Source organism: Polynucleobacter arcticus (genome assembly GCF_013307205.1).
GTDB classification, from domain to species: Bacteria; Pseudomonadota; Gammaproteobacteria; order Burkholderiales; family Burkholderiaceae; genus Polynucleobacter; species Polynucleobacter arcticus.
This window is the reverse complement of record NZ_CP028940.1, coordinates 2,034,869-2,061,426: the sequence shown is the minus strand read 5'-3', so window position 1 is coordinate 2,061,426 and position 26,558 is coordinate 2,034,869. Positions and strand designations below refer to the sequence as shown.

Sequence of the window (26,558 nt, the reverse complement as noted above, 5' to 3'; positions counted from 1 at the left end):
ACGTTCTGTCCCTGGCTACCAGGATATACTCAAGCTACTTTTGGGCGACTCTCCCCCCTTCCTACTTGTATCAAGAAAATCTCCTGGAAATCTTCAATGCTATTAATTACCTCAATCATTGCTTCGGCATTAACTATTATCTTTATCAAGCTCTCCTTTTTCGTAATTGGACTGAGAAGAAAGAATAAAGTTGGCCTAGGAAGTGGTGGTTATGATGAGCTGGAGAGGGCAATTCGTGCTCAAGGTAATTTTGCTGAGTATGTTCCGTTCGGAATCATTTTAATTGCTTGCTTAGAGTTAAATGGGGCCCCTTGGTGGCTGGTTGCTACGCCCGGCATGACTCTGGTTATTGGACGATTGATTCATGTTGTTGGGATCAATACACCTCCGCCAGACTTTAGTAAGCGTGTGCTTGGCATGAAATTGACATTCAATACACTGATAGCGCTGATAGTCATAAATTTGGGATGGTCCCTATATCATTTACTTGCGTAGATTGAGGCATCAAGAAACAGTAAAACCATCTGCAAGCTTTTTTATTGCATCAAAGCGGATTATGAAGATGGCCGGTTTTTACATAAATGAGTGCACCCTCTGATTTGGTGAAGGGCGCATGTTTGCTATAGCGAGGGCTGCGTATCCATGTTCCGGTTGGATAAGATCCATGCTCATCATGAAATACTCCTTTGAGAACCAATATTTCTTCGCCGCCTGGGTGAACATGGGGGTTAAACATTGTATTTGGGGCCCAGTGAACTAAAGCAGTTCCAACACCATCGAATTCATGAAGCGGCATTACCGATAGGCCTGGAACTAAACCGGGATGCCAGGCGGTTGTCGCCGTATTTATCTTGACTGTGGAAGTATCTTGGACATTAAATTGTCTTAGCTTCACAAATAAGACGCAGCCCTCTTGTGAGTATGGAGTGTGTTTACTACTAGGCGGGTTGCGAATATAAGTGCCCGATGGATAGTCGCCACCCTCGTCAGAGAATGTACCCTCAAGAACAAATATTTCTTCTCCACCCACATGTATATGTTCAGTAAAAGAGGATTCAGGGGAGTATTTAACAATTGAGCTGGCTCGCGCAAGCTCATCGCCAATTCGATCGAGATATTTTCTTTCGACGCCTGGTACAGGAGAAGAGTCCCAGTCTAAGTCTGAGGTATTGAGCACTACCTTTTGGGAAAAATCGGAATTAATATTCATTGACGTATTCACATGGAAAGCTACCAGCTTACTGCAAATAGAGTCAGTTACCCCACGTCGGGTTGATTCCAGGTTGAGCTATCGAATTTAACCGCTGCTCTGGTTTATGCGGAGCACTTTTTCTTTCACCCTGTAGATGAGTACTTAAAGAATCAGTTAGACTTTCACGGCAGCTCAATTTATTTAAATCATTAATCTAGGAGCCGGGATATGAAATGGCTATTCAGTGTATTTGCGATTGTTTTCTTAAATGCTGCGGTAGCTCAAACAATGACTCCTATTCTGATAGAGGCGGATACTGGTAGAGAATCGGGAGTTTTCTCTAAATCTCCGGTTCTGCAAAAGGCAATTCTTCTGAAGCCCTCTGCGCCATCAGATACAGCCTTGCTCTTTTATCGTGGTTGGTCTGGTATTGCCAACATTAAGACAGAAAACGATTGGAAGAGAAACTTAAATTACTTGCAAAACAATACGGAACTATTCGCTCAAGCAGGCATAGCCCTTGTTGTGATGGATTGCCCTACTGATGAAAATAGTATGGCACCTGGCAATACTCCGCTGAGTTGTAACGATGACTTTCGATCCTCTATAAAACATGCTGATGATGTCAAAAAAATAATGGCATTATTAAAAGAAAAATATGGAATTACCAAGTTCTATGTAATGGGCCATAGTTACGGCACCATCTCATCAAAATGGCTTGCTAAAAATTTAGGAAACGATATTCAGGGAAGCATTCATTCGGCAGCTATGACTCACGCAAGTCCTCGCAATCGATCTTATGGCTATTCTGTAGAGTCATTTGATATGACTGCACTAAAGGCGCCCGTACTCAATGTTCACCATGGAGATGATCAGTGCGTCCATACACCCTACTCAACAGTGAGATCATATTCAAAGAATAATTTAATCACCGTTAGGGGTGGCGAGGGTGTAGGGGATGTGTGTGGCGGCACTCATTTACATTCAATGGGGGGCAGGGAAGAGGTGACCTCAAAAGCAGTTATTCAGTGGATAAAAACTGGTCAAGTTCAATCCACTATCGGGGAATAGCTCTCGAAGGGATGAGGTCTCTTAGCTGACCCTGCAAACGCGATTGCGAAAAAGTAAGGAATGGAGATTTGGCGATTACTAACTGTAAGTTGGAAAGCAGAAAAACTTCTTACTTATCGTTTCCTCTGATGTCTGCTTGACCATTCCTTAATTCACTTTATCTGCTTTGCTTCAATAGAAATGTTCCGCAGCACACATAGCGTGCTTATTTTTAGGATTAGTAGATAAACCAGAAGTATGTCAATCTTTTTACTTGTGGGTTGACTCTGCCCCAACAACCAAGAATCTGATTAGCCCTTTGTTAGGCTAGCCCATCTTTAGGAAAATGACTCCAAGTAGGATGAGGGCAACGCCAAGCCAGCGAAGTGGAATATTGGGGTCTCCAAAAACTAGAACGCCAATAGTGAAAGTGCCAACAGCACCAATTGAAGTCCATACGGCATAGGCCGTTCCAATCGGAATCTCCTTGAGGGAGAACCAAAGTAGCAGGCCGCTGAGCGTCATGCTAATAGCGGCTAAAGCGATCCCCCATATTTTCATATTGGGAAGATCGGCAAGCTTTAAGCCAAGCGGCCAGCCAACCTCAAAAAAGCCTGCTAATAAGAGTGATATCCAGTAAATATTCAAGGGAAAATAAGCTGTAATAAAAAAACCTAGAATACCAAAACCCAAATACTAGAGTGCCTGACTTCATCCCGCTCCAGATGCCAGTAATCGATTTTGGCCCAACCCCTATAGTGATGTAGTGATCAGCCCTGTTAAAAATAGAATTTTTCACTAATCCGAGACTATTTATGCCAGAATGAATTAAGCCTACTTAAAGGCAATATTAATAACAGGAGAAAGTCATGTTTAAAAAGATTTCGTTATCAGTGGGCGCCCTCGCGGTTTTGTCACTAGCCGCTTGTCAGTCAATGGAGCAGGGAACAGGGCAAAAAGCATCTGCTAATTTAGAATCTCGCTCTGGATCTAATACCAAAGGCACTGTCAATTTTGTGTGGCAAGGCAGCGATGTTTTGGTAACCGGAAACTTTTCTGGTTTGAAGCCTAACGCCGAACAAGGTTTTCATGTTCATGAAAAGGGTGACTGCTCTGCTCCCGATGCTATGAGTGCGGCTGGACACTTCAACCCAGATGCAAAAGCCCATGGAATGCCGGGAAGTGGTCACAATCATGCTGGCGATATGCCCAACATTAAATCCGACGCCAATGGGAATGCTGTGTATTCAGCAAAGCTTAGTGGCTTTGCTATCAATAATGGACCCACTGGAATATTGGGAAGATCAGTTGTTATTCATCGTGACCCAGATGATTACAAATCCCAGCCAGCCGGTAACTCAGGTCCCAGAATTGCGTGCGGCCTGATCAAATAGAGTTGAGCGTTCTAGCTTCCCGTTGATTTCATCTCGGGTAGGTAGAGGTTAAAAATGCCCCGTTTAGTGCGGGGCATTTTTCTTTAAAGTCGGCAAGATTTTTGCTCATGAATTAGGATGAGTGGTCTTCCCCAATATTGAGCGTAACCAAATGAGTCAGTCCAGTCGATTAATTGCCCTAGCCATTTTTATTATTAGCAATCTGTTGCTGATACATCCAGCCAGCGCATCCTTGGTAAGTGACTTACGGGATGGCCAGCACGTCTTGATGATGCGCCACGCTGATGCCCCAGGATTCGGCGATCCTGCAGGGTATGTGATTGGCCAATGCTCTACCCAGCGTAATTTAGGTGATTACGGTAAAAAACAATCCAAGGCAATTGGAGAGTGGCTAAGCAACCAAGGGGTGGAGAATGCTCAGGTTTTTAGTAGCCCTTGGTGTAGGTGCTTAGATACAGCGATTCTGCTAAATAAAGGCCCAGTAAAAACTGAGCCGGTACTAGGATCGTTTTTTGACGACATGGGCTTAGAAAAGAAGCAAACTAAAGAGCTAGAAGTTCTCATCAAAAATATATTCAGTAAGCCATCACAGGTGCCCGTCATTCTTGTGACGCATCATGTCAACATTCAGGCGTTCACTGGCAAGGCTGTAGGGGTGGGTGATATGGTTTTAGTGAAGGTAAATAAAAATGGCGAATATCTTTCACACACAATGTATCCAAGCCCTAGACCATAGACATCTTTTACAAAACACATTGGGCTGAACATACACCGCGCTAATAAGTAGTATCAAAACTACCTTCGGGTGGTTTTTTCATTTATAGGCGTAGAGTATAGAGAGCTATATTAGGAGAACGCTCATGCCATTCACCGCACCCACGAATCAAGAGTTACAGATATTAGAGGCACTGCGCGCTCATAGGAGAAGACACCGCCAAGCGATTCCTATTTCAATTTCTGCGCACGTTCAGCAACCAATAGGAGCCTTAACGGCAGGTCAGAAAATATCAGATGGCGTTGCTAAAACAGTAGGATCTTGGAAGTTCATCGTTATCCAAAGTATTTGTATATTTGCTTGGATTGTTTATAACTCGATCAATAGCGTCAATTCATGGGATCCATACCCATTTATTTTGCTGAACTTAATGCTTTCTTTTCAGGCGGCATACACAGCCCCAGCAATTATGATGAGCCAAAATCGACTTTCAGAAATTGATCGGCAACAGGCTAATAATGATTTTGAAGTCAATGTAAAGGCAGAGTTGGAAATAGAGCTTCTTCATCAAAAAATTGATTTGATGAAAGAACAGGAGTTATTCGCATTAACAAAGGCAGTTGAAGCCTTAAGCGAGAAGCTCGATGGCATCAAAAAACCGACTGTCATAAAAATATCTTAAACTGCCGGCATGAAAAAGCTGCTCTGCATCTTTGTGCTCTCATTTATCAGCATTGCTTTTGCAGAAGATGCATCTAATCCGTATGATTTAAAGCTGGCTATTACTCGAAATGGCGACCGCTTTCAGTTGAGTGCGAGTTATGTGGTGCCTATTACAGCATGTGAAGCTTTTGCATTTATTACTGACTATGAGGGTGCCAAAATCTTTCCTGGGGTAGTGGAGTCTCAGGTACTCTCAAGATCGGGTAACAGGGTGAGGGTTTCTCGCTTGCTCGAAGAGCGAATTTTGTTCATTCCATTCGAGATGCGATCAGAGCTGGAATACACTGAATTGTCTAACAGGGCTTTGCTGTTTGAGCAGCTTAGTGGGGATAATAAGTACTACAAAGGAAGTTGGCGCCTGTTGCCAGATAAGGGCTTTACGACCCTTAAATATGAAGCCCAAATTGAGCCAAATTCTTTGATGCCATCAACGGTGGTTGAGTACTTCATCAAAAACATGGTCCGTCGACAGTTTGAGGTAATGGCCGAAATCGTAACGATTAAGGGGCCATCGTACGCAAGGGCATGTAAATAGTTCAGAAAACGTCAAGATTAAATGAGATAAAGTAAGGGCTATGACAAATCTAAATCAGCTCCCCACAGATCTACCCATTCCCCAAGATGATGGGGCCGCCAATCATTTAGTGGGTATGCCAATACCTACTATCCGGTTGCCATCAACCGCGGGTAGCCCATTCAATCTAGGTGAGATTCAGGGTCGTTTGGTGATTTATTGCTATCCAATGACAGGTCAGCCAAATGTTGCCCTACCTGATGGATGGGATCAGATTCCAGGGGCTAGAGGCTGTACTCCACAAAGCTGTTCGTTTAGAGATCATTACCAAGAGCTTCGCGCACTTGGAGCAGAGGTAGTCGGGCTGAGCGTGCAATCTACCGAGTATCAACAAGAAATGGCGGATCGCTTGTATTTACCATTTCCGGTATTGAGCGATCTGGATTATCAATTCCAAGGGGCGTTGAAATTACCCACGTTTGCAGCTGCTGGTATGACCTTGTTAAAGCGCATCACCTTAATTGCAAATCATGGTGTGATCGAAGCAGTTCACTACCCAATTTTTCCAAGCGATAGCGACCCAGCTTGGGTGATCCATTACTTAAAAAATACCCCTGCTTAATCATTTTTTATAGCAGACCCCACCATGTTTATTCATCGCCGGAAATCCTGAGATTGACCCATTAGCCCGATTTATATAGTGATACTGAGGGTTTGATGTCCCGGGATTTCGCTTTCAGACAGGCTAAAAGTTAGGTGATGACTTATTAATGGGGTAAAGTGCATTTGAGGTTGAGTATTTCAATAATTTATAAGGAAAAATATGTCCCATCATGACAAGTTAATTGCCGCTTTCGAGGCATACCAATCAGAAAATGAGAAGTTCCAGGGCAAGGGAGTAAAAGCATCTGCAGCCAGAGCTCGAAAGGCTCTCCAAGAAATTGCTGGTTCTTGCAAAGAGCGCCGCAAAGAAATTACCGCTGAAAAAGAAGCGTTAGAGGGTAAGCCGAAAGGTGAAGGCATGTCTCAAGATGCTGCACGCCACGCACACATCAGAAAGTAAGCTCTTTCTGAAGCTCAAAAGTCACCTTAGGGTGACTTTTTTCTTAAAGGTCGACATTCTCTAAGGCGGGATCCTGTAGGTGGCGTGTATCGCCCCATTGTTCGACTGTCCAACCATCGCCCTCCTGATGGCTAATCCAATTAAGTGAAGCATTGGGCACTGCAACTTTACGTTCAGTACTTAAGGCTTGTTTGCTGGCAATGCGATACATCATATCGAGTGTGCCGCCATGACTAACAATCAAAATCGTTTTACCAGCATGCTGCGCCCGAATCTGATCTAAGGCATTTTGAACACGCAAGGCAAACTGTTGAATGCTTTCGCCACCCTCAAGCCCATGATCTAAGTCACGAGAAATATGCGCCTGCCAAATATCAGGTCGTAGCATTGGCGCCTCGCTGATGGAAAGCCCCTGAAGTGCTCCAAAATGACGCTCTCGTAAGGCGCTCTCAACCTTGACCTCTACTCCAAATAGTTGCACGATTGCTTGCGCTGTATCGGCCGCTCTTTTGAGATCACTGCTATACAACACATCGAAGGTGATGTTTGCATTTTGTAGTGCCCGCGCCATTTGAAGTGCCTGCACTTCGCCTCTGGCATTCAAGGGAATATCAGTATGTCCTTGGAGGCGTCTCTCGGTATTCCAAGCGGTTTCTCCGTGACGAATCAGGCAAAGTCTTGTTGTAGTCATGCTGCAATACTAAATGAGATTATTTTTCATCATCCAAGCGCGCGGGTTATGCTCGAAGCCAAGATGCTCATAGTAGGCATTTGCCTTCGGGGCTGCGAGTAGCACAATCATGCAACTGGGTCCTAAACGCGCCTGAGTTTCTTCAATGAGGCGCTTGCCTATTCCCTGTCGCTGATATTGTTCGTCGACAGCCAGATCGGCTAAGTAAGCAACGTAAGCAAAATCAGTCAGGTTGCGGCTAATACCAACCAATTTTTCACCATCCCATGCTGAAATAGTGAGGTTAGCATTAGCCAACATGGCTTCAAAGGTTTTAATGTTGTCGATTGGGCGGCGCTCTCCAAGAGTAGAGCGGGTATAAAGGTCGATTGCTTGCTCCGGGCTAATGCTTGCATGCTCTGTGTAGGTAATCATTTTTCTTTAGCGATGGTGAGTGTCAGTAAGTCCCCGGCATTCAGAACTCCGGATGTCAATGCTTCCGCTCTGATTCCGCCCCGAGCTTCAAAGGCGTTAATAAAATCAGGTCTGGCTAATAATTTTGCAGGTCTCTGGCAAGGCACGCACAATTCGGTTCCCTTAAATGCGAGACCACCTAAATAGAAAGTTCTACCAACTAAGTTATTAAGCTCATCGGCAGAGAAATGGTCAATTACTATATTTCTGCGAGTATCGCCTGCACCAAAGGGGGCATGTTGGTTGGCCAGTAATTGCTGATTAGCATCTGCAATACCCGATAGAGCAATCAGTGAGACGTGACGTATCTTTGGTTTATTAGCGGAGAATGCCCCTAGGCCTGCTGCATAGCGATCCCCAATAATGCCCTCACCAGCAACAATTTCTGCCCGTTCAATCTGCATCATGGGCTGGCCTGCGAGATTAGCCATATAGAGCGAGTGAATTTGAGGTAGCACTTCCATCATAAGAGCATATTACATAAGAAAAAGCCCCGGTAATTTCGGGGCTTAGTACTTAGGCTGCTTCTGTAGCAGCGACTGCTACTGGAGGGCGCTTGTTCAGAGCCCTCTGAATCTTTGCTTTCTCTTTGGGCTTAGTGCTTGAGTCAAGCAATTTGCTTAGCTGAGTTACGTTGAGTGGACCCAATTTAGCTTTGCCAGTCTTGCTAACCATGGGGTCATTTTTTCTATTTCTTTGATTTTGGCCAACAGCCATATATTTTCCTAGAGTCTTGGAATGATGAACCTCTGAGCTTGCTCAGCAGACTCCCCTAAATAGGGCGCGGAATAGTGATCATAAATCAGAATAACAGTTAAGTGGTCTAGGCGCTATGATTGACAGAAGATGATCAATTTCCCCAATCTCATATTTGCCCTCATTATGGGCGCCCTCATGTCTTTGAGTATTACATTAGCCACGACCTTGGTCCGAGTGGGAATTACGCAAAATTTCTTCTGGACATGGCTTGAAGTTTGGTCTGTTGCGTATCCGGTTGCGATTATCTGTATTCTCATTTATCGACCTTTTGTGAGTAAGCTCACCATAGTTGTAGTCAATAAATTTAAACAATAAGCACAATTACTTTATATGTCTGACAAGAGAAATTTGATGAAGCAGCTGAGATACATTTTATTGCCCAGTATTCTCAGTTTGAGTGCTTGCGCTGCGGTATATACCGATGCATCAGATTCGAGCCACGTGACTTTTTTAAATAGTGATGGTGAATCAATTTCATCGCTGACGAAAAAAGCCAAGGCATATTGCGCACAATACGGCAAGACCGCATCTTTTAGGAAGAGTGACACGCAGCTAGTTGCAGTATTTGACTGCAACTGGCCACAAGCCAGCCCGCGGTAGATTAGCCAGCTAAGTCCGATTGGTAGATCAGGCCGGCATGCTCTCTAAGGGCATGGAATTGAATGGATTCCCAGCGTTGTTGAGCTACATCTAACTCAGATTTATGGCTAGCTAAAAATACCGAGGCGCCCACAACATCTTCGGCCATGCGATGAATATTCTCTTGAATAAATTTTTTCATTGCTACAGGGTCATCCGAACTGACCCAGCGTGCGAGGTTATAGCGCGCAGGAAGCAGGCGAACTTCTGCGCCATACTCTGTTTGCAGGCGATGGCTCACCACCTCAAACTGGAGTTGTCCAAATGCGCCGAGCAACATCGTGCCGCCCATCATCGGGCGAAATACCTGAATGGCTCCCTCTTCACCGAGCTGCATTAAGCCAGTGCGCAGTTGTTTGGAACGTAGTGGATCTGCCGACTCCACCATGCGGAAAATTTCTGGTGCAAAAAAAGGCAAGCCCGTAAATTGAAGCTGTTCACCTTCAGTGAGTGTGTCGCCTAGCCTCAGTAGGCCATGGTTTGGCAAACCAATGATGTCGCCAGGAAAAGCTTCATCCAAAATATCGCGCCGTTGGGACAGGAAGGAGAGGGCATTGTTTGTTCGCACCTCTTTGCCGTTACGACAAATCTTGAGCTTCATGCCGCGCTGAAAGTGTCCTGAGCAGATACGCAAGAAAGCGACGCGGTCACGGTGCGCTGGATCCATATTTGCTTGAATCTTAAAGACTACGGCGGAGAATTTATTTTCAGCCGGACTGACTTCCCGTTGCAAGGCTTTGCGTGAACCAGGTGATGGCGCAAGCTCTACTAGGGTGTTGAGAATTTCCCGCACACCAAAATTATTAATTGCTGAGCCAAAGAATACCGGTGACTGACGGCCGGCTAAAAAGGCTTCTCTATCAAATGCGGGCATCGCATTCTTGATCAAGTCTACTTCAGCAAGTGCATTTTCAAGATCAGTTCCTAGGCGAGCCTTCAATACAGGATCATGAATATCCACGATCGCATGAGAATCTTCCGTAACCCGATCTTCACCTGCCTTGAACATACGCATCTGGGAGTTAGCAATATCAATGACACCGGCAAATGATTTGCCCATACCCACTGGCCAAGTAAAAGGAACAACTTCAATACCTAGTGCAGTTTCAATTTCATCCATGAGTTCCATGGGCGGCTTGACTTCGCGATCCATTTTGTTAATGAAGGTAACGATAGGCGTGTTACGTGCGCGGCAGACTTCAAGCAAGCGCAAGGTTTGTGATTCAACGCCATTGGCAGCATCAATCACCATGAGTGCGGAATCTACTGCAGTCAATACACGATAGGTATCTTCAGAGAAGTCTTGGTGGCCCGGTGTATCCAGCAAGTTAATAATGCAGTCGCGGTACTCCATTTGCATTACCGAGCTCGCTACGGAAATACCCCGTTGTTTCTCAATCTCCATCCAGTCTGAAGTTGCATGTCTGCTAGCCTTGCGTGCTTTCACGCTACCAGCAATCTGAATAGCGCCCGCATAAAGCAAGAGCTTTTCAGTGAGTGTGGTTTTGCCTGCATCTGGGTGAGAGATGATGGCAAAGCTACGGCGTCTTAAAACTTCTGCGCCGGGTGTGCTGGGGGTGGTGGTATCGATGGTAATTCTGCGCTTAATCTAGTAGACAGAATTATAAGCGGGCCCAGCCCCTTAGAATTGCTCTTCAGGCCTTACAAAGCGCCATTTTCCAGGAGGCAGGGCGCCGAGAGAAATTCTTCCCATGCGCACCCGCTTCAATCCCAGAACTTTCAGGCCAACCAACTCGCACATACGACGAATCTGACGTTTTCGACCTTCGCGCAATACAAAGCGGAGTTGATCCTCATTCTGCCAGCTCACTTGTGCCGGCTTTAAAACAACGCCATCCAATTCGAGGCCATGTTTTAGCCTATCCAAGTCTTCAAAGGAGAGGGCGCCCTCAACACGGACTAAATATTCTTTCTCGATGGGGCTATTTTCCCCAATTAGGAGCTTGGCTACTCGACCATCTTGGGTTAAAACTAGCATGCCAGTTGAGTCAATATCAAGACGACCAGCAGGCGCCAGGCCCCGGGTATTAAATCGCGGATTGCGACCCTTATCTAAGGGGCTAGCAAAGTAATTATCTGTGGTGATCAGTGAGGCGGCAGGTTGGTATTCTTGCTCATCATCAAAATGAGAAATAAAGCCAACGGGCTTATTGAGGATGACGGTAATCCGCGATGCCTGCTGTGCTTTTGCGCCCGACTGTAATTCAATCTTTTGATGACGAAAAGCGCGCGAGCCGAGCTCATTGACCACTTCACCGTCCACGGTGACCAAACCTTGTTCGATATAAGAGTCTGCTTCACGACGAGAGCAAAGGCCTAGCTCAGACAGCAGCTTGGATACACGTATTTTTTCTTCCATGGCTACATTATCGGGCAATTATCCCCGGGAAGACTAGGTTCTGACGATATGAACGCTACACGGGGCCTCTTCAACGATCTTGGTCATCGAAGTCCGCCAAGGCGTTACTTTATTTGGTAGTTTGTGAGAGGCGCCAATTAAGATGAGCGAGGCATCATTGTCTCTAGCGAACTCGACGATACGACTAGCAGGATCAAGGGCCTCTAGTACGTGATAAGAGATGCGTTCTGGTGGTAATTTCAATGGCTTCGCCCATTCCATGAGTTGCACAAGGTGACCCCGGACAATGCCACTAGCAGTTTCACTTTCTTGATTGCCTTCGAACGTTGGGGTGCTTGCAATGGTGCTAATACAAACTAGACGACTCTCTGGGTAGGCCTGCAATAAATTCTTGGCAGTAGTTTGCATGCGATCACGCAAATCTAGATCAGATTGGCGCGTATCAATTGCGGCAATCATCAGCGGCGCATCGTAGTTCCCCATGCTGGGGCGCGGGCTTGGAGAAGGCTCATAACCCGCCGCACGAAACATGCGTTTGAGGTTTTCCCAAAAACTCAGTGGGCCTATCCGATCCGCACGCTCCGTGAGAGTGACACTCTCATGATCTCTTAAGGCTTGACGTAAACGCGTGGCACTCTGATAGCGGTCCGCTGCACGCGGCTCCAAACAACGTAAAACAATTTCTTGCAGCCACCGTGGAATTTCTTTACGAATAGCGCGCGGGGGAAATGCTTGAGCCCACATCCTTTTACGTAAACCTTGCATCGTCTGAGGATTGCCAAAAGGAAGCTCTCCCGTCAGCAGTTCATACATGATGACACCAATGGAAAAAATATCACTTCGGTAGTCTGAGCGAATACCAGCTACTTGTTCTGGCGAGATATAAGGTGCAGAACCAACACCCTTGCGCATTTCTTCTGCGAGTAAGTCAGGAAAGCGCGCATGATGGGATAGACCAAAATCGATTAAGGTGAGCTTGTCTTTATCGTCAATCAGGATATTTTCTGGTTTGATATCCAGATGGATTGCATCTTGTGCATGCAGCGATTGCACTGCCTGCGCTAATTCAGCGCCAATTTGCACTACCTCATCAATGGTGAAAACTTTACCTTCTTTAATGAAGTCCTCAAGCGGTCGCCCCGCAACACGTTCCATTGCGATGTAGGGGCGCGTGGCCATGTTGCCTGAGCCAAGATACTTTGGAACATAAGGACTCTTCAGCGAGCGCAGAATGGTGAGTTCAGTTTCAAAGCCAATCAAACTTTCAACAGGCTGATCGCGACCCACTCTAGGAATCTTTAAGAGAATAGGTACATCAATACCTTCTTTGCTTGCGGAGAATAGGCTGGCCATGCCGCCACGATGAACCTCTGCCCCCAAAATAAATCCATCAACTACTTTGCCTTCTTGAAAAATCTCATCAACTGCTTCGATATCAGAATTTATCAGCATAAGTACATTATTTGCCCGTGATGAGGCGGTTTGCTAGATCCTCCGGCAAACCCGCGCGACGGACCTTATCTGCTGCGGCGAATTGATCGTAAGGAGTTCGATGAAAGGTAAGTGCTTCTAGTTCTGGCTCAAATACGGCGAAGCAAGCTTCTGGATTTCCATCTCTCGGCTGACCTAGTGAGCCTACCACTCCAACCCATTGGCGATGTTGCATTACAGGGACTGCCTCACCAGGATGCGGGGCAAAGCGAATCAGCTTGCCAACGGCGCTTTGATAAAAAAGGGCTTGTTCATGAGCGTGGCCAACAAAAGTATAAGTCTTGCCTGCGCTCTGTACGCAACGCCATGCACTCATGCTATCAGTGATGTAATTCCAGTCTGCAGGGTTATGGGCTGATGCATGAACAAAGCATATTTTTTCTTCCTGAATCATCAGCGGCAGATCTTTTAGAAACTGAACTTGCGTAGAGCTCAGCTGACTTTTAGTCCACTCGATTGCTGCGTTTGCACTCGCATTCATTTGCTTGCGGTGATCTTCAAAAACGGCTTGATCATGATTGCCAAGCACAGCAATCGCTTTCTTGTCGGCAACCAGCTCGCCGATACGATCAATTACGGCACCAGGGTCGGCGTTATAGCCAACAATGTCCCCCAAAAAAACCATACGGGTCACCCCTAGCTCATGAGCTTGCGCCATGCAAGCTTCAAAAGCTTCTAAATTGCTGTGTAGGTCGGCAAACAGTCCAATGCGTTCAGTCATTTTTTAATGATAGGACAAAAGTGCTTACAGAAGAAGAGCTAATAGGGGCTTGCTTCGTTAAGCGGCCTATTTTTAAAGCGCTTATGCACCCAATAGTATTCAGCGGGCCTCAGTCTGATTTCTTGTTCAAAAATTTGATTCAGTCTTGCAGTGTCGGCATCTACATTCTCGGTGGGAAAGTGGTCTAGTGGCTTACTAATAGAGCAGATATAGCCAGCCTCATTTTCTTTGAGCGTTGTAATCATCATGCAGACCTGTGCACCAGTTATTTTCGCCAGTCGCGATACGGTTGTGATCGTATTGGTTGGGATGTTAAAGAATGGAACGAATGTCGAGTCTTTAAGACCCAAGTCAATATCAGGTGCAATGATGATGAAGCTACCCTTGCGAATTTCTCGAATGAGCGCTATGGAGTTTCCTTGCCGATCAATCGAGTTTCCACCAAAGCGGTTGCGCCATTCAACAATTTTTTTATTGAAGAAAGGGCTTTTCATTCTTTGAAAAAAACCAGAGGTGCGAGGCCAACCTTTATCTTCTGCTAGGGCACTCAAAATAATGCTGCCTTCAATGCCAACGAAGTGCATGTTTACTAAGATCCGAGGTTTTCTATCGCTGAGGTCAACCTCAGAATGAACCTCGATCATGTTGCTGAGCTGCTTTTTGTTACCAAGCCAAATAATGCTTTTCTCCACAAGGCTGCGACCTAATAAGCGCCAATGTTGTTTTCGGAGCCGATTTATTTCTTGCGCATTGAATTCTGGGAAGCAGAGCTCTAGATTTTTCTGGACCACACGATTGCGATCACTAGGGATAAGTGCTGCTATGTAGCCTAGGCCATACCCTAATGAGACTAAGGTTTTATAGGGGAGTGATACTAAAAGCCTGAGAAGAGCAACCCCAGAATAGTTCGAAAAGTTTTTAAACAAAGCTCAATTTATTCATCGTTGTAGCGGGATAGCGATTTGACGTAACGTAGATTCATTTCCTCTAAGGAGCTAATCGACATACCCAAATCATTAACCAGTCCAGTATCCAGGCGGTAGGCCCAACCATGAACAGTCAGATCCTGGCCCCTAGCCCAAGCATCTTGCACGATGGTAGTCTCGCAAACGTTGACAACTTGTTCAATGACATTGAGTTCACACAATCGGTCTTGGCGTTTTGGAGTGGGAATCAGCTCGCCAAGATAGCGCTCATGTTTTTGATGAACGTCTTTCACATGTCGTAGCCAATTATCCGCAAGCCCCACACGTTTATCAGTGAGGGCTGCATGCACACCAGAGCAGCCGTAGTGACCCACTACTAAAATATGCTTTACCTTGAGTAGATCAATTGCAAATTGAATTACTGATAAGCAATTCAGGTCGGTATGCACTACTACGTTAGCAACATTGCGATGTACGAAAAGTTCGCCCGGAAGTAAGTTCACAATATCATTGGCTGGAACCCGACTATCTGAACAGCCAATCCAGAGATATTCTGGTGCTTGTTGAGAGACCAGCCGCTTGAAAAAGTCGGCGTCTTGGGCGATTTTAGCTTCAGCCCATTCACGATTATTGGCAAATAACTGGTCTAAGGCATTGGAGTTCTTCATAATCATGATTTGAGTTTAAATTACTTTGATGATGCCCATTTGGTTAAAACAAACCCCCACAGGCATTGCCCTTCATTTACATTGCCAGCCTGGTGCAAAGCTGACTAAGGTGGTTGGCCTGCATGATGGCTGCCTCAAGATATCTCTGCAGGCCCCCGCCTTAGAAAATAAGGCGAATGAGATGCTTTTGGCTTGGCTTTCCAAGCAATTAAGGGTGCCGCAAAAACAAATTCAGTTGCTACAAGGGCAAAATAGCCACATTAAGTTAGTTGAAATCTGGGGCTCAATCACCCCAGAGCAAATTATTGAAGCGCTTAGCCCTTAGGGCCTACCAAAATAGGGCCCACAAAATTCCTAAGATCAAAACCCATTTGCCGATGTAATAGACGCTGCGCTGTTTTGCTTTGAGTTTTTTAGCCTGGGCTCTTAAGTAGTAGAAATACTTAAAGAGAATGTTTACAAATCCCACCTTCTCTCCCTCAACGTTCTGAGAGGAGGTGGCGCTCATGACATAGCGCCCAAACCAGCGATTCAATAATTGCACCAATTTAGTATGAACTGGGCGCTCTACATCGCAAAATAGGACGATACGTTGGTGATCTGTTTCATTCGCAGCATAGTGAATGTAGGTTTCATCAAACATCACAGGCTCGCCATCCTTCCAGTAATAGCGCTCGCCATCTACGTCAATAAAGCATTTGGGATCATTTGGGGTAACCAGGCCAATGTGATATCGCAGAGAGCCGGCATAAGGGTCTCTGTGCCTTACCAGCGTTGCTCCTGGTGGCAGTGAGGCAAACATGGCCGCTTTGATCGAGGGTATTGATTTGAGAAGTGCAACAGTTTTTGGGCAATGGAGTTGTGCGGATGGCATCTCTTTACCATACCAGCAGAGGTGGAAGCGCTTCCAGCCTGTACGAAAAAACGAGTTAAATCCAATATCGTTGTATCCCGTAGCGGCCGCGATAGCGCCATCTGCATTTAAGGCAAGCGCCTCATCCCGGATGATTTGCCAATGATCTTGAAGTGGTTTCAATGCAGGAAAGTCTGCAACTGGAATAAATGCCCCGGCCTTAGTTTTGGAAAATAAGTAAAGCAAAGCATTAATCGGCGCTAAAAGTACTTGATAGTCAGTTAGCGAGCGCACTAAGCCAAATCGCACCTTCCCTCTAAAGTAGGCATAAATAGCCGAGACAACAAAGATCAGAAAGATGACGTGACGTAGTTCCATGGAATTTACCGATGAGCATTAACGCTAGTATTTTAGTTTGCATGGGGCGCTATTTCAGCCCTATTTCTGTAATGATTATGCTCAAATGTAAGCTGAGGTCAAAAGCGACCTCAGGGAATGTACCTAATTAGGCCTGCAGGGATGATTTATTAAGGAAAAACACATGAATGGATTCGTAAAATGGCTCTTAAGCCTTTTGTTGATTGGCTCAGTCGGCTTAGCAGCTTACACCTGGATTATGTTCACTTGGAGCTACGGCAGTGGTGAGCGGGCGGGTTATGTCCAGAAGTTTTCCAATCGTGGATACATTTGCAAGACCTGGGAGGGAGAGTTGGCAATGGTTTCGATGCCTGGAACCATGTCTGAAAAGTTCTTTTTTACGGTGCGGGATGATGCTGTGGCCCAAAAAATCAACGCCAATTTAGGCAAAAAAGTTGCCCTTAAATATGATCAGCACATTGGATTGCCTACTAGCTGTTTCGGAGATACCGACTATTTTGTATCTGACGTGGTGGTTTTAGAAGAATAAAAATTAATAATTAAATAAATTGCTGTGACGCAGCTTTATTTTTGTAATTTTTTGTGGTTAAAATCATGTAAGCGTAATGTGCGCTGACATCAATAAATATAAGGAGCTTCACTTGAACAAAGCAGAACTAATCGCAGCTATTGCTGGCGATGCTGAGATCTCAAAAGCCAAAGCTGAATTTGCATTGAATTCTGCTATTGAGCAAATTATTAAAGCTGTTACTAAAGGCGACTCAGTTCAGCTGATCGGTTTTGGTACTTTCGCTTCTGGTAAGCGCGCTGCACGTATGGGCCGTAACCCAAAAACTGGCGAGCCACTCAAAATTGCCGCTGCTAAAACTGTCAAGTTTTCTGCTGGTAAGGCATTCAAAGATTCAGTAAACAAGCGTAAGAAGTAATTCTTGTTTTGTTGATGAAAAAGCCCGGCATGCCGGGCTTTTTTGTTTCTGGAGAAAGCGAAAAGATGTATTCAGCTTTTTAATTGCGATTTTCTAGCTCTGTACGAGCCGTCGATGGCGATGGATGCTCATCAAAATACCCGCCCCAAAACCCAAGGTAACTAGCGCAGTACCACCATAGCTAATAAAAGGAAGTGGAACGCCTACAACAGGCAATAAGCCACTCACCATGCCAATATTGACAAAGGCGTAAGTAAAGAAAATCAGCGTCACTGATGCCCCGAGTAAACGAGTAAAGAGATTGGGTGCGCTTGCCGAGATAGCCAAACCTCTTTTAATGAGTGCAAAGAACAGTGCCAGCAGCACCAAATTGCCTAGCAATCCAAATTCTTCTGAAAACACGGCAAATATAAAGTCAGTATGTTTTTCTGGAATAAATTCTAGATGTGATTGTGTGCCTTGAAACCAACCTTTGCCAAAAAAACCACCAGAGCCGATGGCAATCATCGACTGAATAGTATGAAATCCTTTTCCAAGGGGGTCACTACTGGGATCGAGCAAAGTGCAAACCCGATGCTTTTGATAGTTGTGAACCAGTGGCCAGACAACATCCTGTGCACAAATAGTATTGCCAAAAATAATAATGAGAATGATGCCAAAAGCGCCAAGACCAATAAACGGCAAAATCCACTTCCAAGGTAGGCCCGCAAGAATAATCACATACATGCCCGCAGCAAAAACTAGCAGTGCAGTACCTAAATCGGGTTGGCGTGCGATTAGTAATACCGGTATGCCAAGAATGATCGCAGCTACTCCATAGTCCCAAGACTTGAGTATCCCCTCACGTTTTTGAAAATACCAAGCCAACATCAGTGGCATGGCAATCTTCATGAGTTCCGAAGGTTGAATGACAAATCCAATATTGAGCCATCGTCTCGCACCTTTTTTAATTAACCCAAATATGGCTACGGCAATGAGGAGTGCAATGCCAAATCCATAAATCCAGACAGCCGCTGTCTCTAACCACTTTGGTGGAATACGAGAGACTATCCACATCACAATAAAAGACAGCGCTAGGTTGCGCAGTTCATCTTCAAAGCGAACGGGTGTATTTTGACTGGCAGACAAAAAGGTAATAAATCCAACGGCCGCTAAGCCAAGCAGAATAAGGCCTAGCTGGCGATCCAGTCCACTAAAAATACTGAGAAATATTTTCTTGGCTTTATTTATGGCGCTCTTTTCCATTCAGGAATCTCCTTTGGCCACTTACCTTCAAGATAAAAATCTAGCGCTTTACGTGCAATCGGTGCGGCATGCTGCGCTCCAAATCCCGCATTCTCTACAACTAAAGCAAGCACAATAGTTGGCTTATCTATCGGAGCAATTGCAACATACAAAGCATGGTCTCTTAAAAATTCTGCAGTGGCTCCATGGTTGTACTCTTTTGAATTTAAGCTAAAGACTTGGGCTGTTCCTGTTTTGCCACCTGCTTGATATCCAGCACCCTTAAATACGGATGCAGATGTTCCAGAGATATTCACCTCAAGTAATGCTTTTTTAATAATCTCAATATTTTCTGGAGCAAGATCGATGCGATAACTTTCTTTTGGAGTCGTGAGGGTGCGGTTTCTAGTAAATGGATCTTCAATCGCTTTCACTAAGTGCGGCTTCATCACAATCCCATTGTTTGCTAAATTTGCCATACCGTGGGCTAGTTGCAAAATAGTAAATGCGTTATACCCCTGACCAATTCCCAGAGAAATGGTTTCGCCTTCATACCATTTTTGCTGTTCAGGTTTCTTGAAGGTATTTTTCTTCCATTCAGTCGATGGCAATATACCCTTTGATTCACCTTTTAAATCAATCCCAGTAACTTGGCCGAACCCAAAGGGTTTCATAAAGTCATGCATCATATTCACACCCATGTCTCGCGCGAGCAAGTAGTAGTAAGTGTCGCAAGACTCAACAATTGATTTTTGCATGTCGACAATGCCATGCCCGCCTTTTTTGTCATCCCGAAAAGTATGATTTCCAAATTCAAAATACCCAGGATCTGAAATCGATTGCGATGGCGTGCGCATTTTTTTTTCTAAAGCAGCCAACGCCATAAAGGGTTTGTAAGTTGATCCTGGTGGATAGATGCCTTTAAGCGGGCGGTTATATAGTGGCTTTTGTGGGGAGTCGTTTAACTCTTTCCAGGTTACTGAATCAATGCCTTCAACAAAGTCATTCGGGTTGAAGTTCGGCTTAGAGACAAAGGCGAGGATATCGCCAGTCGCAGGCTCAATCGCTACAAATGCGCCACGATAGTTTCCGTAGAGTTGCTCGACTAAATACTGCAGCTTGATGTCTACTGACAGCACTACATTTTTTCCGGGTATAGAAGGTGAGCTTGAGAGTGTTCGTACTGGTTTGCCACCAGCAGTAATCTCTACTTGGTCATACCCGGGTACACCGCGAAGAACATTTTCATAACTTTGCTCTAAACCAATCTTGCCAACGTACTGGATGCCTGGCAAAAAAGAGGCCTGCAATGCATCGGGGTCATCTGTTTTAGAGGTCTCAATTTCAGCCTGCATACGCTCTTTATCACGCTGAGAAACACGTCCGATATAGCCGATTAAATGAGAGGCTAGCTCGTTATAGGGGTACTCACGAAAGCTCCGGGCGCGAATCTCAACCCCAGGGAAGCGATAGCGATTGGCCATAAATCGGGCTGTTTCAGCCTCAGTGAGCATGGATCTCAGGGGAAATGTCCCCATTTTTCGAGAATCTTCGAGCGATCGCTTGAAATTTCGGCGATCTCTTGGAGAAATCAGCACGATTTTCGAAAGATCATCAATGAGCTCATCCACATTACCTTTAATCTCTGCGGCATTCACATCCAAGGTCAGGGCAGAATAGTTTCTACCAATCACAATGCCATTACGGTCTATTAGAAGGCCGCGGTTCGCTGGTGCAGGCACTACAGCAATACGATTATTTTCAGCGAGCAGTGCGTATTTGCTATGGCTTACTAGCTGCAACCACACTAAGCGAGTCACTAGTAATAAGAAACAGAGGGTGACAAACCAAGTCGCAATATGAATGCGCTCTTGAAACGAATCGAGATCTGGTTTTTTAAAGGAAACCATGACGCTCTCTAAATGGGGCGATTATGATCAACGTCAATTGGACGACGTTGAGGTGACAGCAGGATGCGCGTTGCTAAAGGCCACAATAATGCCTCGATCAGCGCTTGAATGGCACCAGTCAATGCCCACCAATAAATCTCACCACTCAATAACCAGTGTGCAATCACTGGAAATAGCGACACTAATAAGAAGATAGGTAATAGGTGCAAAGCTTGAGTGAGAACCGACAAGGCAATAATGCGTCGATGCCAAGAGATTGCAAGATAAGCAATCAATGAGTAGCTAAAAGCATGAAGACCCAATAGGTCCGAGTTGTGAACATCCATCAGCAAGCCAAGAATAAAGGCGATGATCACGCCCACATAACGATGCTGGTGGATATTCCAAAATACGATACAGATAATCAACCAGTCTGGCACCCAGCCGTAGTTACCAATAGGCAAAAGATTTAATAGAAGCGCACAAAACAAGCTGAAGTAAACAAAGATCGGATTGGCGGGACGCAGGATATAGCCGCTTTGAAAATCAATCATTGCATGCCCCGTGCGCGAGTTTGGCGACGGCCAGGTGTATTTGTCAGTGGCTCACCAGGTTTACTAGTTGCAGAGGATGCCTTTGCATCCCACTGCGGGTCATATAGTAATGCTAAGGCCTGGCGATAACGGTTCACTGGTGCTACCGGCACGCAAAATACATTCGATGAGTTTTTGTCGGCACTGCGTTCAATGCTACTAATCACCGCAACAGCAAAGCCGGGTGGGTAAACGCCATCAATGCCTGAGGTGATCAGTACATCGCCGACTTCTAGATCGCTGGCAACCGGAAGATAGCGAAGCTCGAGAGGGTTGCCGCGCCCCGCACCAAATACTGCTGCTCTTAATCCGTTGCGGGCTACCTGTACAGGCACAGCAAAGTCACGATCTTCTAACAAAGAAACTTCTGCGGAGCGCTCATAGATGCGTACCACTTGACCTAAGATGCCAGAGTCATTGGCGATCGGGGTGCCAAGACTGAGGCCATCATGACTTCCGCGGTTGACTACGATGCGCTGAGAAATCGGATTAGGTGGATTAAACAAAATCTCTACTGGTAGGGTTTTGAAGGGAGTTTGTTTTTGCAAGTCCATTAATTGGCGCAAATTTTGATTTTCTACCTGGAGAAATTCGGATTGATTGGCCAGCAAAGAGAGCTCTGCTTGCCGCACTTTCATTTCTTGATTTTCTTTATCGAGCGTTCCACGTGTTGTGAAATATTCCGATGAAGCTTCATACGCATTGCGCGGCATCATCATCACATACTCTAGTGGTCGCAACAGCCAGTTGACGTTGTTGCGAATGGGATCGAGCGCTTTAAAGCGAAAATCGATCAACATCAATGCGATGCTGATCGATAGACAGACAATCAATTTGACTAAAGCTGGAACGCCTTGTCTAAAAAGAGGAGGGGCGCTATGTTGCAATTCCCTAATCGACGCTTAAGTCAATTACTCTTGTGAGAATACGCCACCCAGCTTGTCCATGCGCTCTAAGGCAATACCGCAACCACGAGCAACGCAAGTGAGGGGATCTTCTGCAACATGAATCGGGAGGCCAGTTTCTTCCAGCAGCAAGCGATCGAGGTCACGCAACAACGCGCCACCACCGGTCAGCATCATGCCGCGCTCAGCGATATCGGATGCGAGTTCTGGAGGAATTTGCTCTAGAGCTGCTTTCACTGCAGTCACAATTTGATTCAAAGGATCTGTCAAAGCTTCCAACACTTCATTGCTGGTTACAGTAAAGCTGCGCGGGATACCTTCTGAAAGATTTCGGCCTTTTACTTCCATCTCGCGAACTTCTGTACCTGGGAAGGCAGAGCCAATAGTTTTCTTAATCAACTCAGCAGTTTGTTCGCCGATCAACATACCGTAGTTACGACGGATGTAATTGGTGATGGCTTCATCAAACTTATCACCACCAACACGAACGGAGCCTTTGTAAACCATGCCACCCAATGACATCACGCCAACTTCAGTTGTGCCACCACCAATGTCAACGACCATCGAACCAGCCGCTTCGGAGACTGGCAAACCAGCGCCGATCGCTGCAGCCATAGGCTCTTCAATCAAAAACACTTGTGATGCGCCTGCGCCCAATGCAGATTCGCGAATCGCACGACGCTCAACCTGAGTAGAGCCGCATGGAACGCAAATAATGATTCGAGGGCTAGGCTTTAGTAACTTACTTTCGTGCACAAGCTTAATAAACTGCTTGAGCATTTGTTCGGTAATAGTGAAATCGGCAATAACACCGTCTTTCATAGGGCGAATCGCCTCAATATTGCCTGGAACGCGTCCTAACATCGCTTTTGCTTCTTTTCCAACCGCCAAAATGGTTTTTTTGCCATTTGGGCCACCCTCGGTGCGAATTGCCACAACGGACGGTTCATCAAGCACAATACCCCGTTCACGCATGTAAATTAGGGTGTTAGCGGTGCCTAGGTCGATGGCCAGGTCATTAGAAAAGTAGCTGCGGAAAAAACCAAACATGATGTAGTGGGAAAATAAGTAAGTGTTAAAAAATATATATAGGAATGATACTCTAGCGCCCCATGAAACTTGATGATGTCCAGCGCATTGCGCACCTTTCCAGCCTTGACTTAAGTCAGGCAGAAGCCGAGGCAGTTTTGCCCCAACTGCAGGCTGTTTTTGCCTTAGTTGAGGAGATGCAGGCTGTCGATACCAGCGGCCTCGCCCCTTTGGCCCACCCTATTCTCTTCTTGCGTGATTTAGCCCAACCTCTGCGCACAGATACTGTTACCGAGTCTGATGAGCGCGCTCAAAACATGCAATCTGCCCCTGCTGAGCAGGAGGGTTATTTCTTGGTTCCGAGGGTGATTGAATGAGCTGGCATCAAACTTCTATCGCCTTAATGGCAAAAGCTTTGGCTGCCAAAGAGGTCTCCAGTACCGAGTTGACTCGCTACTTTTTAGATCGTATTGAGGCTGGAAAGCGCTTCAATGCATATCTTGATGTAAGTGCTCACTTAAGTTTAGATCAAGCTTCTGATGCAGACAAGCTAATAGCATCTGGTAAAGGTGGGAAGTTAACGGGTATCCCGGTAGCGCACAAAGATGTCTTTGTAACGCGTGGCTGGAAGTCCACGGCAGCCTCCAAAATGCTTGAGGGCTACCTCAGTCCGTTTGATGCCACTGTGGTCGCTAATTTGGGAATTCCTAGCGAAAAGAACCCCAATGGGGCCGGCATGGTTTGTCTGGGAAAAACCAATATGGATGAGTTTGCCATGGGTTCCTCAAATGAAAATTCTGCCTATGGACCGGTTCTCAATCCCTGGAATTCAGAATACGTAGCCGGCGGATCATCAGGGGGGTCTGCAGCAGCCGTTGCTGCAGGATTGGCACCAATTGCAACAGGTTCTGATACTGGCGGCTCCATACGCCAACCAGCCGCCTTTTGTGGATTAACTGGAATTAAGCCCACTTATGGGCGTGTATCCCGTTATGGGATGATTGCTTATGCCTCTTCTTTGGACCAGGCTGGCCCCATGGGTAAAACCGCCGAAGATTGCGCTTTACTCCTCACAGCGATGTCTTCCCATGATCCTAAAGATTCAACCTCTTTGGCCGATTCAGGGGAAGACTATGGTCGTTATCTGACCCAGCCCTGGGCAGAAGGCAATGCTAACTTAGCGAAACCGCTAGCAGGATTACGCGTTGGACTACCAGCAGAATTCTTTGCGGAAGGTCTTGCGCAAGAAGTAGCTAATGCAGTGAATGCTGCTGCCAAAGCGCTACAAGATCTTGGTGCAGAGCTTGTTGAGGTGAGCCTTCCAAAAACAAAACTGTCGATACCGGTGTATTACGTGTTGGCGCCTGCCGAAGCTTCAAGTAATTTGAGTCGCTTTGATGGTGTGCGTTACGGACATCGCGCCAGTGAATATCGTGACCTATCAGATATGTACAAGAAGTCACGTACTGAAGGTTTTGGTGCAGAAGTCAAGCGCCGTATTTTGATTGGCACATACGTCCTCTGTCATGGTTACTACGATGCCTATTATTTGCAGGCGCAAAAAATTCGTCGCATTATTGCGGCCGACTTTCAAGCGGCCTTTGAAAAATGCGATGTGATCTTAGGGCCAGTTGCACCTGATGTTGCATGGCGCTTGGGAGAAAAATCCAAAGATCCTGTACAGATGTATTTAGAGGATATTTATACACTCTCCACCAACTTAGCAGGATTGCCAGCGATGAGTGTGCCTTGCGGATTTAATTCTAGTAAGTTGCCTATTGGTATGCAGTTGATTGGTAATTATTTTTCTGAGGCGCGCTTGTTGCAAGTAGCGCACCAGTATCAGCAAAATAGTGACTGGCATTTGCGTCAAGCAAGCGAGGTGGCATGATGCAATGGGAAGTCGTTATTGGTCTAGAGACCCACGCGCAGCTACAAACACAATCCAAAATTTTTAGCGGTGCCAGCACACGCTTTGGAGCTGCTCCGAATACACAGGCTTGCGCGGTAGACTTGGCTTTGCCTGGTGTGTTGCCCGTGCTCAATCGTGAGGCAGTAGAGCATGCGATTCGTTTTGGCCTAGCAGTAAATGCCAAGATAGCGCCAGCGAGTATTTTCGCGCGCAAGAACTACTTCTATCCTGACCTGCCAAAGGGATATCAGATTAGTCAGATGGAGCTCCCTGTAGTCGTTGGAGGCCACTTGGAAATCTTGGTCGGCGATCAAGTGAAGATCGTTGAGCTGACACGTGCCCATATGGAAGAGGATGCGGGTAAGTCTGTTCATGAGGAGGGCTTCTTGGGTCCGCATGGCGAAGCATCTAGTGGCATCGATTTAAATCGTGCTGGCACACCATTGCTAGAGATTGTTACTGAACCAGTAATGCGTAGCGCTGCTGAGGCAGTGGCTTACGCAAAGGCTTTACATACTCTCGTCGTCTGGCTTGGGGTGTGCGATGGCAATATGCAAGAGGGATCTTTTCGTTGTGATGCCAACGTTTCTGTTCGGCCCCTGGGGCAAAAAGAATTCGGCACCCGTTGTGAAATTAAGAACTTAAACTCCTTCCGCTTCTTGGAAGAAGCGATTCAATATGAAGTGCGTCGACAAATTGAATTAATTGAAGATGGTGGCTCAGTCGTTCAGGAAACCCGTTTGTATGATCCTGACCGTCAAGAAACGCGTAGCATGCGCAGTAAAGAAGATGCCAATGACTATCGTTATTTTCCTGATCCAGATTTATTGCCGGTGGTGATTGATGATGCTTGGATTGCCGCAGTGCGCAGCAACATGCCGGCACTTCCATCACAGCTTCGCGAACAGTGGCAAAGTGAATTTGGTTTAAGCGCCTACGATACGCAATTGCTGACACAGGATCGAGATACAGCAACATTCTTTGAAGCGCTATTAGCTATTGTTGGCAAGTCTTTAGCAAAAGCGGCGGCCAACCTGATTGCGGGAGAGTTTGCATCATCACTCAATCGTGCTGGTATGGCTACAGCCGATGCCCCGCTCAAGGCAGAACACTTGGCACCACTACTTACTCGCGTGGCAGACGGCACGATCTCTAACAAGATTGCCAAAGATATCTTTGCGATTCTCTGGGATGAGGCTATCGCAGGCAAAGCTATTAGTACTGTAGATCAGGTAATTGATGCCAAAGGCTTGAAACAAATCAGCGATAGTGGTGAGCTAGGGGCCATGATTGATCAGGTTCTAGCCGCTAATGAGAAATCTGTTGAAGAGTTCCGATCTGGCAAAGAAAAAGCATTTAACGCCTTGGTGGGCCAGATTATGAAAGCCTCACAAGGCAAGGCTAATCCAGGTCAAGTCAATGAGTTGCTCCGTAAAAAGCTGAGCTAAGCAAGTAAACAAGAAAATAAGT

General features: G+C 45.9%; 33 protein-coding genes. 15 read left to right on the top strand and 18 right to left on the bottom strand.

The features are described 5' to 3' along the window. Positions 1-96: 96 nt before the first annotated feature. A complete protein-coding gene (locus DN92_RS10450) occupies positions 97-495 on the top strand; it encodes an MAPEG family protein (protein WP_173961176.1) in 399 nt (132 codons plus the stop codon). Positions 496-544: 49 nt separating this feature from the next. Here DN92_RS10450 and DN92_RS10445 read toward each other — a convergent pair whose 3' ends face one another. Further along, on the bottom strand, positions 545-1,210 hold the full coding sequence (locus DN92_RS10445; protein WP_173961175.1) for a cupin domain-containing protein: 666 nt from the start codon (positions 1,208-1,210) through the stop codon (positions 545-547). A 210-nt stretch (positions 1,211-1,420) separates the two neighbouring features. Here DN92_RS10445 and DN92_RS10440 point away from each other — a divergent pair, with 210 nt between their 5' ends. Further along, a complete protein-coding gene (locus tag DN92_RS10440) occupies positions 1,421-2,263 on the top strand; it encodes an alpha/beta hydrolase (RefSeq protein WP_173961174.1) in 843 nt (280 codons plus the stop codon). Positions 2,264-2,569: 306 nt separating this feature from the next. On the opposite strand, the gene DN92_RS10435 is transcribed toward DN92_RS10440, so the two are convergent. Then, positions 2,570-2,890, bottom strand: coding sequence for a DMT family transporter (locus DN92_RS10435; protein WP_254598299.1), 321 nt, complete (start codon positions 2,888-2,890; stop codon positions 2,570-2,572). A gap of 221 nt (positions 2,891-3,111) precedes the next feature. Between DN92_RS10435 and DN92_RS10430 the strand changes: the two genes are divergently transcribed. From DN92_RS10430 to DN92_RS10405, 6 genes are all read left to right on the top strand, one after another. Next, positions 3,112-3,636 (top strand): superoxide dismutase family protein, encoded by a 525-nt coding sequence (locus DN92_RS10430; protein ID WP_173961173.1) that lies wholly within the window; start codon positions 3,112-3,114, stop codon positions 3,634-3,636. A 151-nt stretch (positions 3,637-3,787) separates the two neighbouring features. After that, positions 3,788-4,372 (top strand): histidine phosphatase family protein, encoded by a 585-nt coding sequence (locus DN92_RS10425; RefSeq protein ID WP_173961172.1) that lies wholly within the window; start codon positions 3,788-3,790, stop codon positions 4,370-4,372. Positions 4,373-4,496: 124 nt separating this feature from the next. Continuing rightward, complete coding sequence (locus tag DN92_RS10420; RefSeq protein WP_173961171.1) at positions 4,497-5,033, top strand: DUF1003 domain-containing protein; 537 nt, start codon at positions 4,497-4,499, stop codon at positions 5,031-5,033. A 9-nt stretch (positions 5,034-5,042) separates the two neighbouring features. After that, the gene (locus DN92_RS10415) at positions 5,043-5,609 is read left to right on the top strand and encodes an SRPBCC family protein (RefSeq protein ID WP_173961170.1); all 567 of its coding nucleotides are present in this window, start codon (positions 5,043-5,045) and stop codon (positions 5,607-5,609) included. A 40-nt stretch (positions 5,610-5,649) separates the two neighbouring features. Beyond that, entirely contained in the window at positions 5,650-6,210 is a 561-nt protein-coding gene (locus tag DN92_RS10410) for a peroxiredoxin (RefSeq protein ID WP_173961169.1), read from the top strand. Between the two features lie 201 nt (positions 6,211-6,411). Beyond that, the gene (locus tag DN92_RS10405) at positions 6,412-6,651 is read left to right on the top strand and encodes an Hc1-related histone H1-like protein (RefSeq protein ID WP_173961168.1); all 240 of its coding nucleotides are present in this window, start codon (positions 6,412-6,414) and stop codon (positions 6,649-6,651) included. A gap of 43 nt (positions 6,652-6,694) precedes the next feature. Here the strand turns inward: DN92_RS10405 and DN92_RS10400 are convergent, their stop codons facing one another. The 4 genes from DN92_RS10400 to DN92_RS10385 form a co-directional block, all read right to left on the bottom strand. After that, positions 6,695-7,342, bottom strand: coding sequence for a histidine phosphatase family protein (locus tag DN92_RS10400; protein WP_173961167.1), 648 nt, complete (start codon positions 7,340-7,342; stop codon positions 6,695-6,697). Positions 7,343-7,351: 9 nt separating this feature from the next. Beyond that, on the bottom strand, positions 7,352-7,756 hold the full coding sequence (locus tag DN92_RS10395; protein ID WP_173961166.1) for a GNAT family N-acetyltransferase: 405 nt from the start codon (positions 7,754-7,756) through the stop codon (positions 7,352-7,354). Then, positions 7,753-8,226, bottom strand: coding sequence for an MOSC domain-containing protein (locus DN92_RS10390; RefSeq protein ID WP_254598298.1), 474 nt, complete (start codon positions 8,224-8,226; stop codon positions 7,753-7,755). The genes DN92_RS10395 and DN92_RS10390 overlap by 4 nt, the downstream gene beginning before the upstream one ends. An 85-nt stretch (positions 8,227-8,311) precedes the next feature. Beyond that, positions 8,312-8,512 carry a hypothetical protein gene (locus tag DN92_RS10385; RefSeq protein ID WP_173961165.1) on the bottom strand — a complete coding sequence of 67 codons (201 nt, stop codon included), beginning with the start codon at positions 8,510-8,512 and terminating at the stop codon, positions 8,312-8,314. Between the two features lie 177 nt (positions 8,513-8,689). On the opposite strand from DN92_RS10385, the gene DN92_RS10380 reads away from it, so the two are divergent. Continuing rightward, positions 8,690-8,869 (top strand): DUF2798 domain-containing protein, encoded by a 180-nt coding sequence (locus DN92_RS10380; RefSeq protein WP_254598297.1) that lies wholly within the window; start codon positions 8,690-8,692, stop codon positions 8,867-8,869. Between the two features lie 286 nt (positions 8,870-9,155). Here DN92_RS10380 and DN92_RS10375 read toward each other — a convergent pair whose 3' ends face one another. From DN92_RS10375 to can, 6 genes are read right to left on the bottom strand one after another with little or no spacing between them, the layout of a single operon-like run. Then, the gene (locus DN92_RS10375; protein ID WP_173961334.1) at positions 9,156-10,784 is read right to left on the bottom strand and encodes a peptide chain release factor 3; all 1,629 of its coding nucleotides are present in this window, start codon (positions 10,782-10,784) and stop codon (positions 9,156-9,158) included. 51 nt (positions 10,785-10,835) lie between these two features. Beyond that, positions 10,836-11,573, bottom strand: coding sequence for a pseudouridine synthase (locus DN92_RS10370; RefSeq protein WP_173961163.1), 738 nt, complete (start codon positions 11,571-11,573; stop codon positions 10,836-10,838). A 33-nt stretch (positions 11,574-11,606) separates the two neighbouring features. Further along, positions 11,607-13,025: a serine/threonine protein kinase gene (locus DN92_RS10365; protein WP_173961162.1), complete on the bottom strand. Its 1,419-nt coding sequence runs from the start codon at positions 13,023-13,025 to the stop codon at positions 11,607-11,609. 7 nt (positions 13,026-13,032) lie between these two features. After that, entirely contained in the window at positions 13,033-13,785 is a 753-nt protein-coding gene (locus DN92_RS10360; RefSeq protein ID WP_173961161.1) for a metallophosphoesterase family protein, read from the bottom strand. A gap of 38 nt (positions 13,786-13,823) precedes the next feature. Further along, positions 13,824-14,711 carry an LpxL/LpxP family acyltransferase gene (locus DN92_RS10355; RefSeq protein WP_173961160.1) on the bottom strand — a complete coding sequence of 296 codons (888 nt, stop codon included), beginning with the start codon at positions 14,709-14,711 and terminating at the stop codon, positions 13,824-13,826. Positions 14,712-14,719: 8 nt separating this feature from the next. Then, the gene (can, locus tag DN92_RS10350) at positions 14,720-15,385 is read right to left on the bottom strand and encodes a carbonate dehydratase (RefSeq protein ID WP_173961159.1); all 666 of its coding nucleotides are present in this window, start codon (positions 15,383-15,385) and stop codon (positions 14,720-14,722) included. Positions 15,386-15,410: 25 nt separating this feature from the next. Between can and DN92_RS10345 the strand changes: the two genes are divergently transcribed. Continuing rightward, positions 15,411-15,704, top strand: a complete 294-nt coding sequence (locus tag DN92_RS10345; RefSeq protein WP_173961333.1) for a DUF167 domain-containing protein — start codon at positions 15,411-15,413, stop codon at positions 15,702-15,704. Positions 15,705-15,707: 3 nt separating this feature from the next. Here the strand turns inward: DN92_RS10345 and DN92_RS10340 are convergent, their stop codons facing one another. After that, positions 15,708-16,610: an aspartyl/asparaginyl beta-hydroxylase domain-containing protein gene (locus DN92_RS10340; RefSeq protein ID WP_173961158.1), complete on the bottom strand. Its 903-nt coding sequence runs from the start codon at positions 16,608-16,610 to the stop codon at positions 15,708-15,710. 163 nt (positions 16,611-16,773) lie between these two features. Here DN92_RS10340 and DN92_RS10335 point away from each other — a divergent pair, with 163 nt between their 5' ends. After that, on the top strand, positions 16,774-17,139 hold the full coding sequence (locus tag DN92_RS10335; protein ID WP_173961157.1) for a DUF8785 domain-containing protein: 366 nt from the start codon (positions 16,774-16,776) through the stop codon (positions 17,137-17,139). A gap of 112 nt (positions 17,140-17,251) precedes the next feature. Next, positions 17,252-17,536 (top strand): HU family DNA-binding protein, encoded by a 285-nt coding sequence (locus DN92_RS10330; RefSeq protein ID WP_088526584.1) that lies wholly within the window; start codon positions 17,252-17,254, stop codon positions 17,534-17,536. A gap of 93 nt (positions 17,537-17,629) precedes the next feature. Here DN92_RS10330 and rodA read toward each other — a convergent pair whose 3' ends face one another. The 5 genes from rodA to DN92_RS10305 form a co-directional block, all read right to left on the bottom strand. Beyond that, entirely contained in the window at positions 17,630-18,781 is a 1,152-nt protein-coding gene (rodA, locus tag DN92_RS10325) for a rod shape-determining protein RodA (protein ID WP_173961156.1), read from the bottom strand. Further along, the gene (mrdA, locus tag DN92_RS10320) at positions 18,763-20,670 is read right to left on the bottom strand and encodes a penicillin-binding protein 2 (protein ID WP_173961155.1); all 1,908 of its coding nucleotides are present in this window, start codon (positions 20,668-20,670) and stop codon (positions 18,763-18,765) included. The genes rodA and mrdA overlap by 19 nt, the downstream gene beginning before the upstream one ends. Positions 20,671-20,678: 8 nt before the next feature. Further along, entirely contained in the window at positions 20,679-21,203 is a 525-nt protein-coding gene (mreD, locus tag DN92_RS10315) for a rod shape-determining protein MreD (RefSeq protein WP_173961154.1), read from the bottom strand. Next, a complete protein-coding gene (mreC, locus tag DN92_RS10310; protein ID WP_254598393.1) occupies positions 21,200-22,075 on the bottom strand; it encodes a rod shape-determining protein MreC in 876 nt (291 codons plus the stop codon). Before mreC ends, mreD begins: the two co-directional genes overlap by 4 nt. Positions 22,076-22,153: 78 nt before the next feature. Continuing rightward, positions 22,154-23,197, bottom strand: coding sequence for a rod shape-determining protein (locus tag DN92_RS10305; RefSeq protein ID WP_173961152.1), 1,044 nt, complete (start codon positions 23,195-23,197; stop codon positions 22,154-22,156). Positions 23,198-23,259: 62 nt separating this feature from the next. Between DN92_RS10305 and gatC the strand changes: the two genes are divergently transcribed. From gatC to gatB, 3 genes are read left to right on the top strand one after another with little or no spacing between them, the layout of a single operon-like run. Next, the gene (gatC, locus tag DN92_RS10300) at positions 23,260-23,553 is read left to right on the top strand and encodes an Asp-tRNA(Asn)/Glu-tRNA(Gln) amidotransferase subunit GatC (protein WP_173961151.1); all 294 of its coding nucleotides are present in this window, start codon (positions 23,260-23,262) and stop codon (positions 23,551-23,553) included. Beyond that, complete coding sequence (gene gatA, locus DN92_RS10295; protein WP_173961150.1) at positions 23,550-25,067, top strand: Asp-tRNA(Asn)/Glu-tRNA(Gln) amidotransferase subunit GatA; 1,518 nt, start codon at positions 23,550-23,552, stop codon at positions 25,065-25,067. The genes gatC and gatA overlap by 4 nt, the downstream gene beginning before the upstream one ends. After that, positions 25,067-26,536, top strand: a complete 1,470-nt coding sequence (gene gatB, locus DN92_RS10290) for an Asp-tRNA(Asn)/Glu-tRNA(Gln) amidotransferase subunit GatB (RefSeq protein ID WP_173961332.1) — start codon at positions 25,067-25,069, stop codon at positions 26,534-26,536. The genes gatA and gatB overlap by 1 nt, the downstream gene beginning before the upstream one ends. Positions 26,537-26,558: the final 22 nt, after the last annotated feature.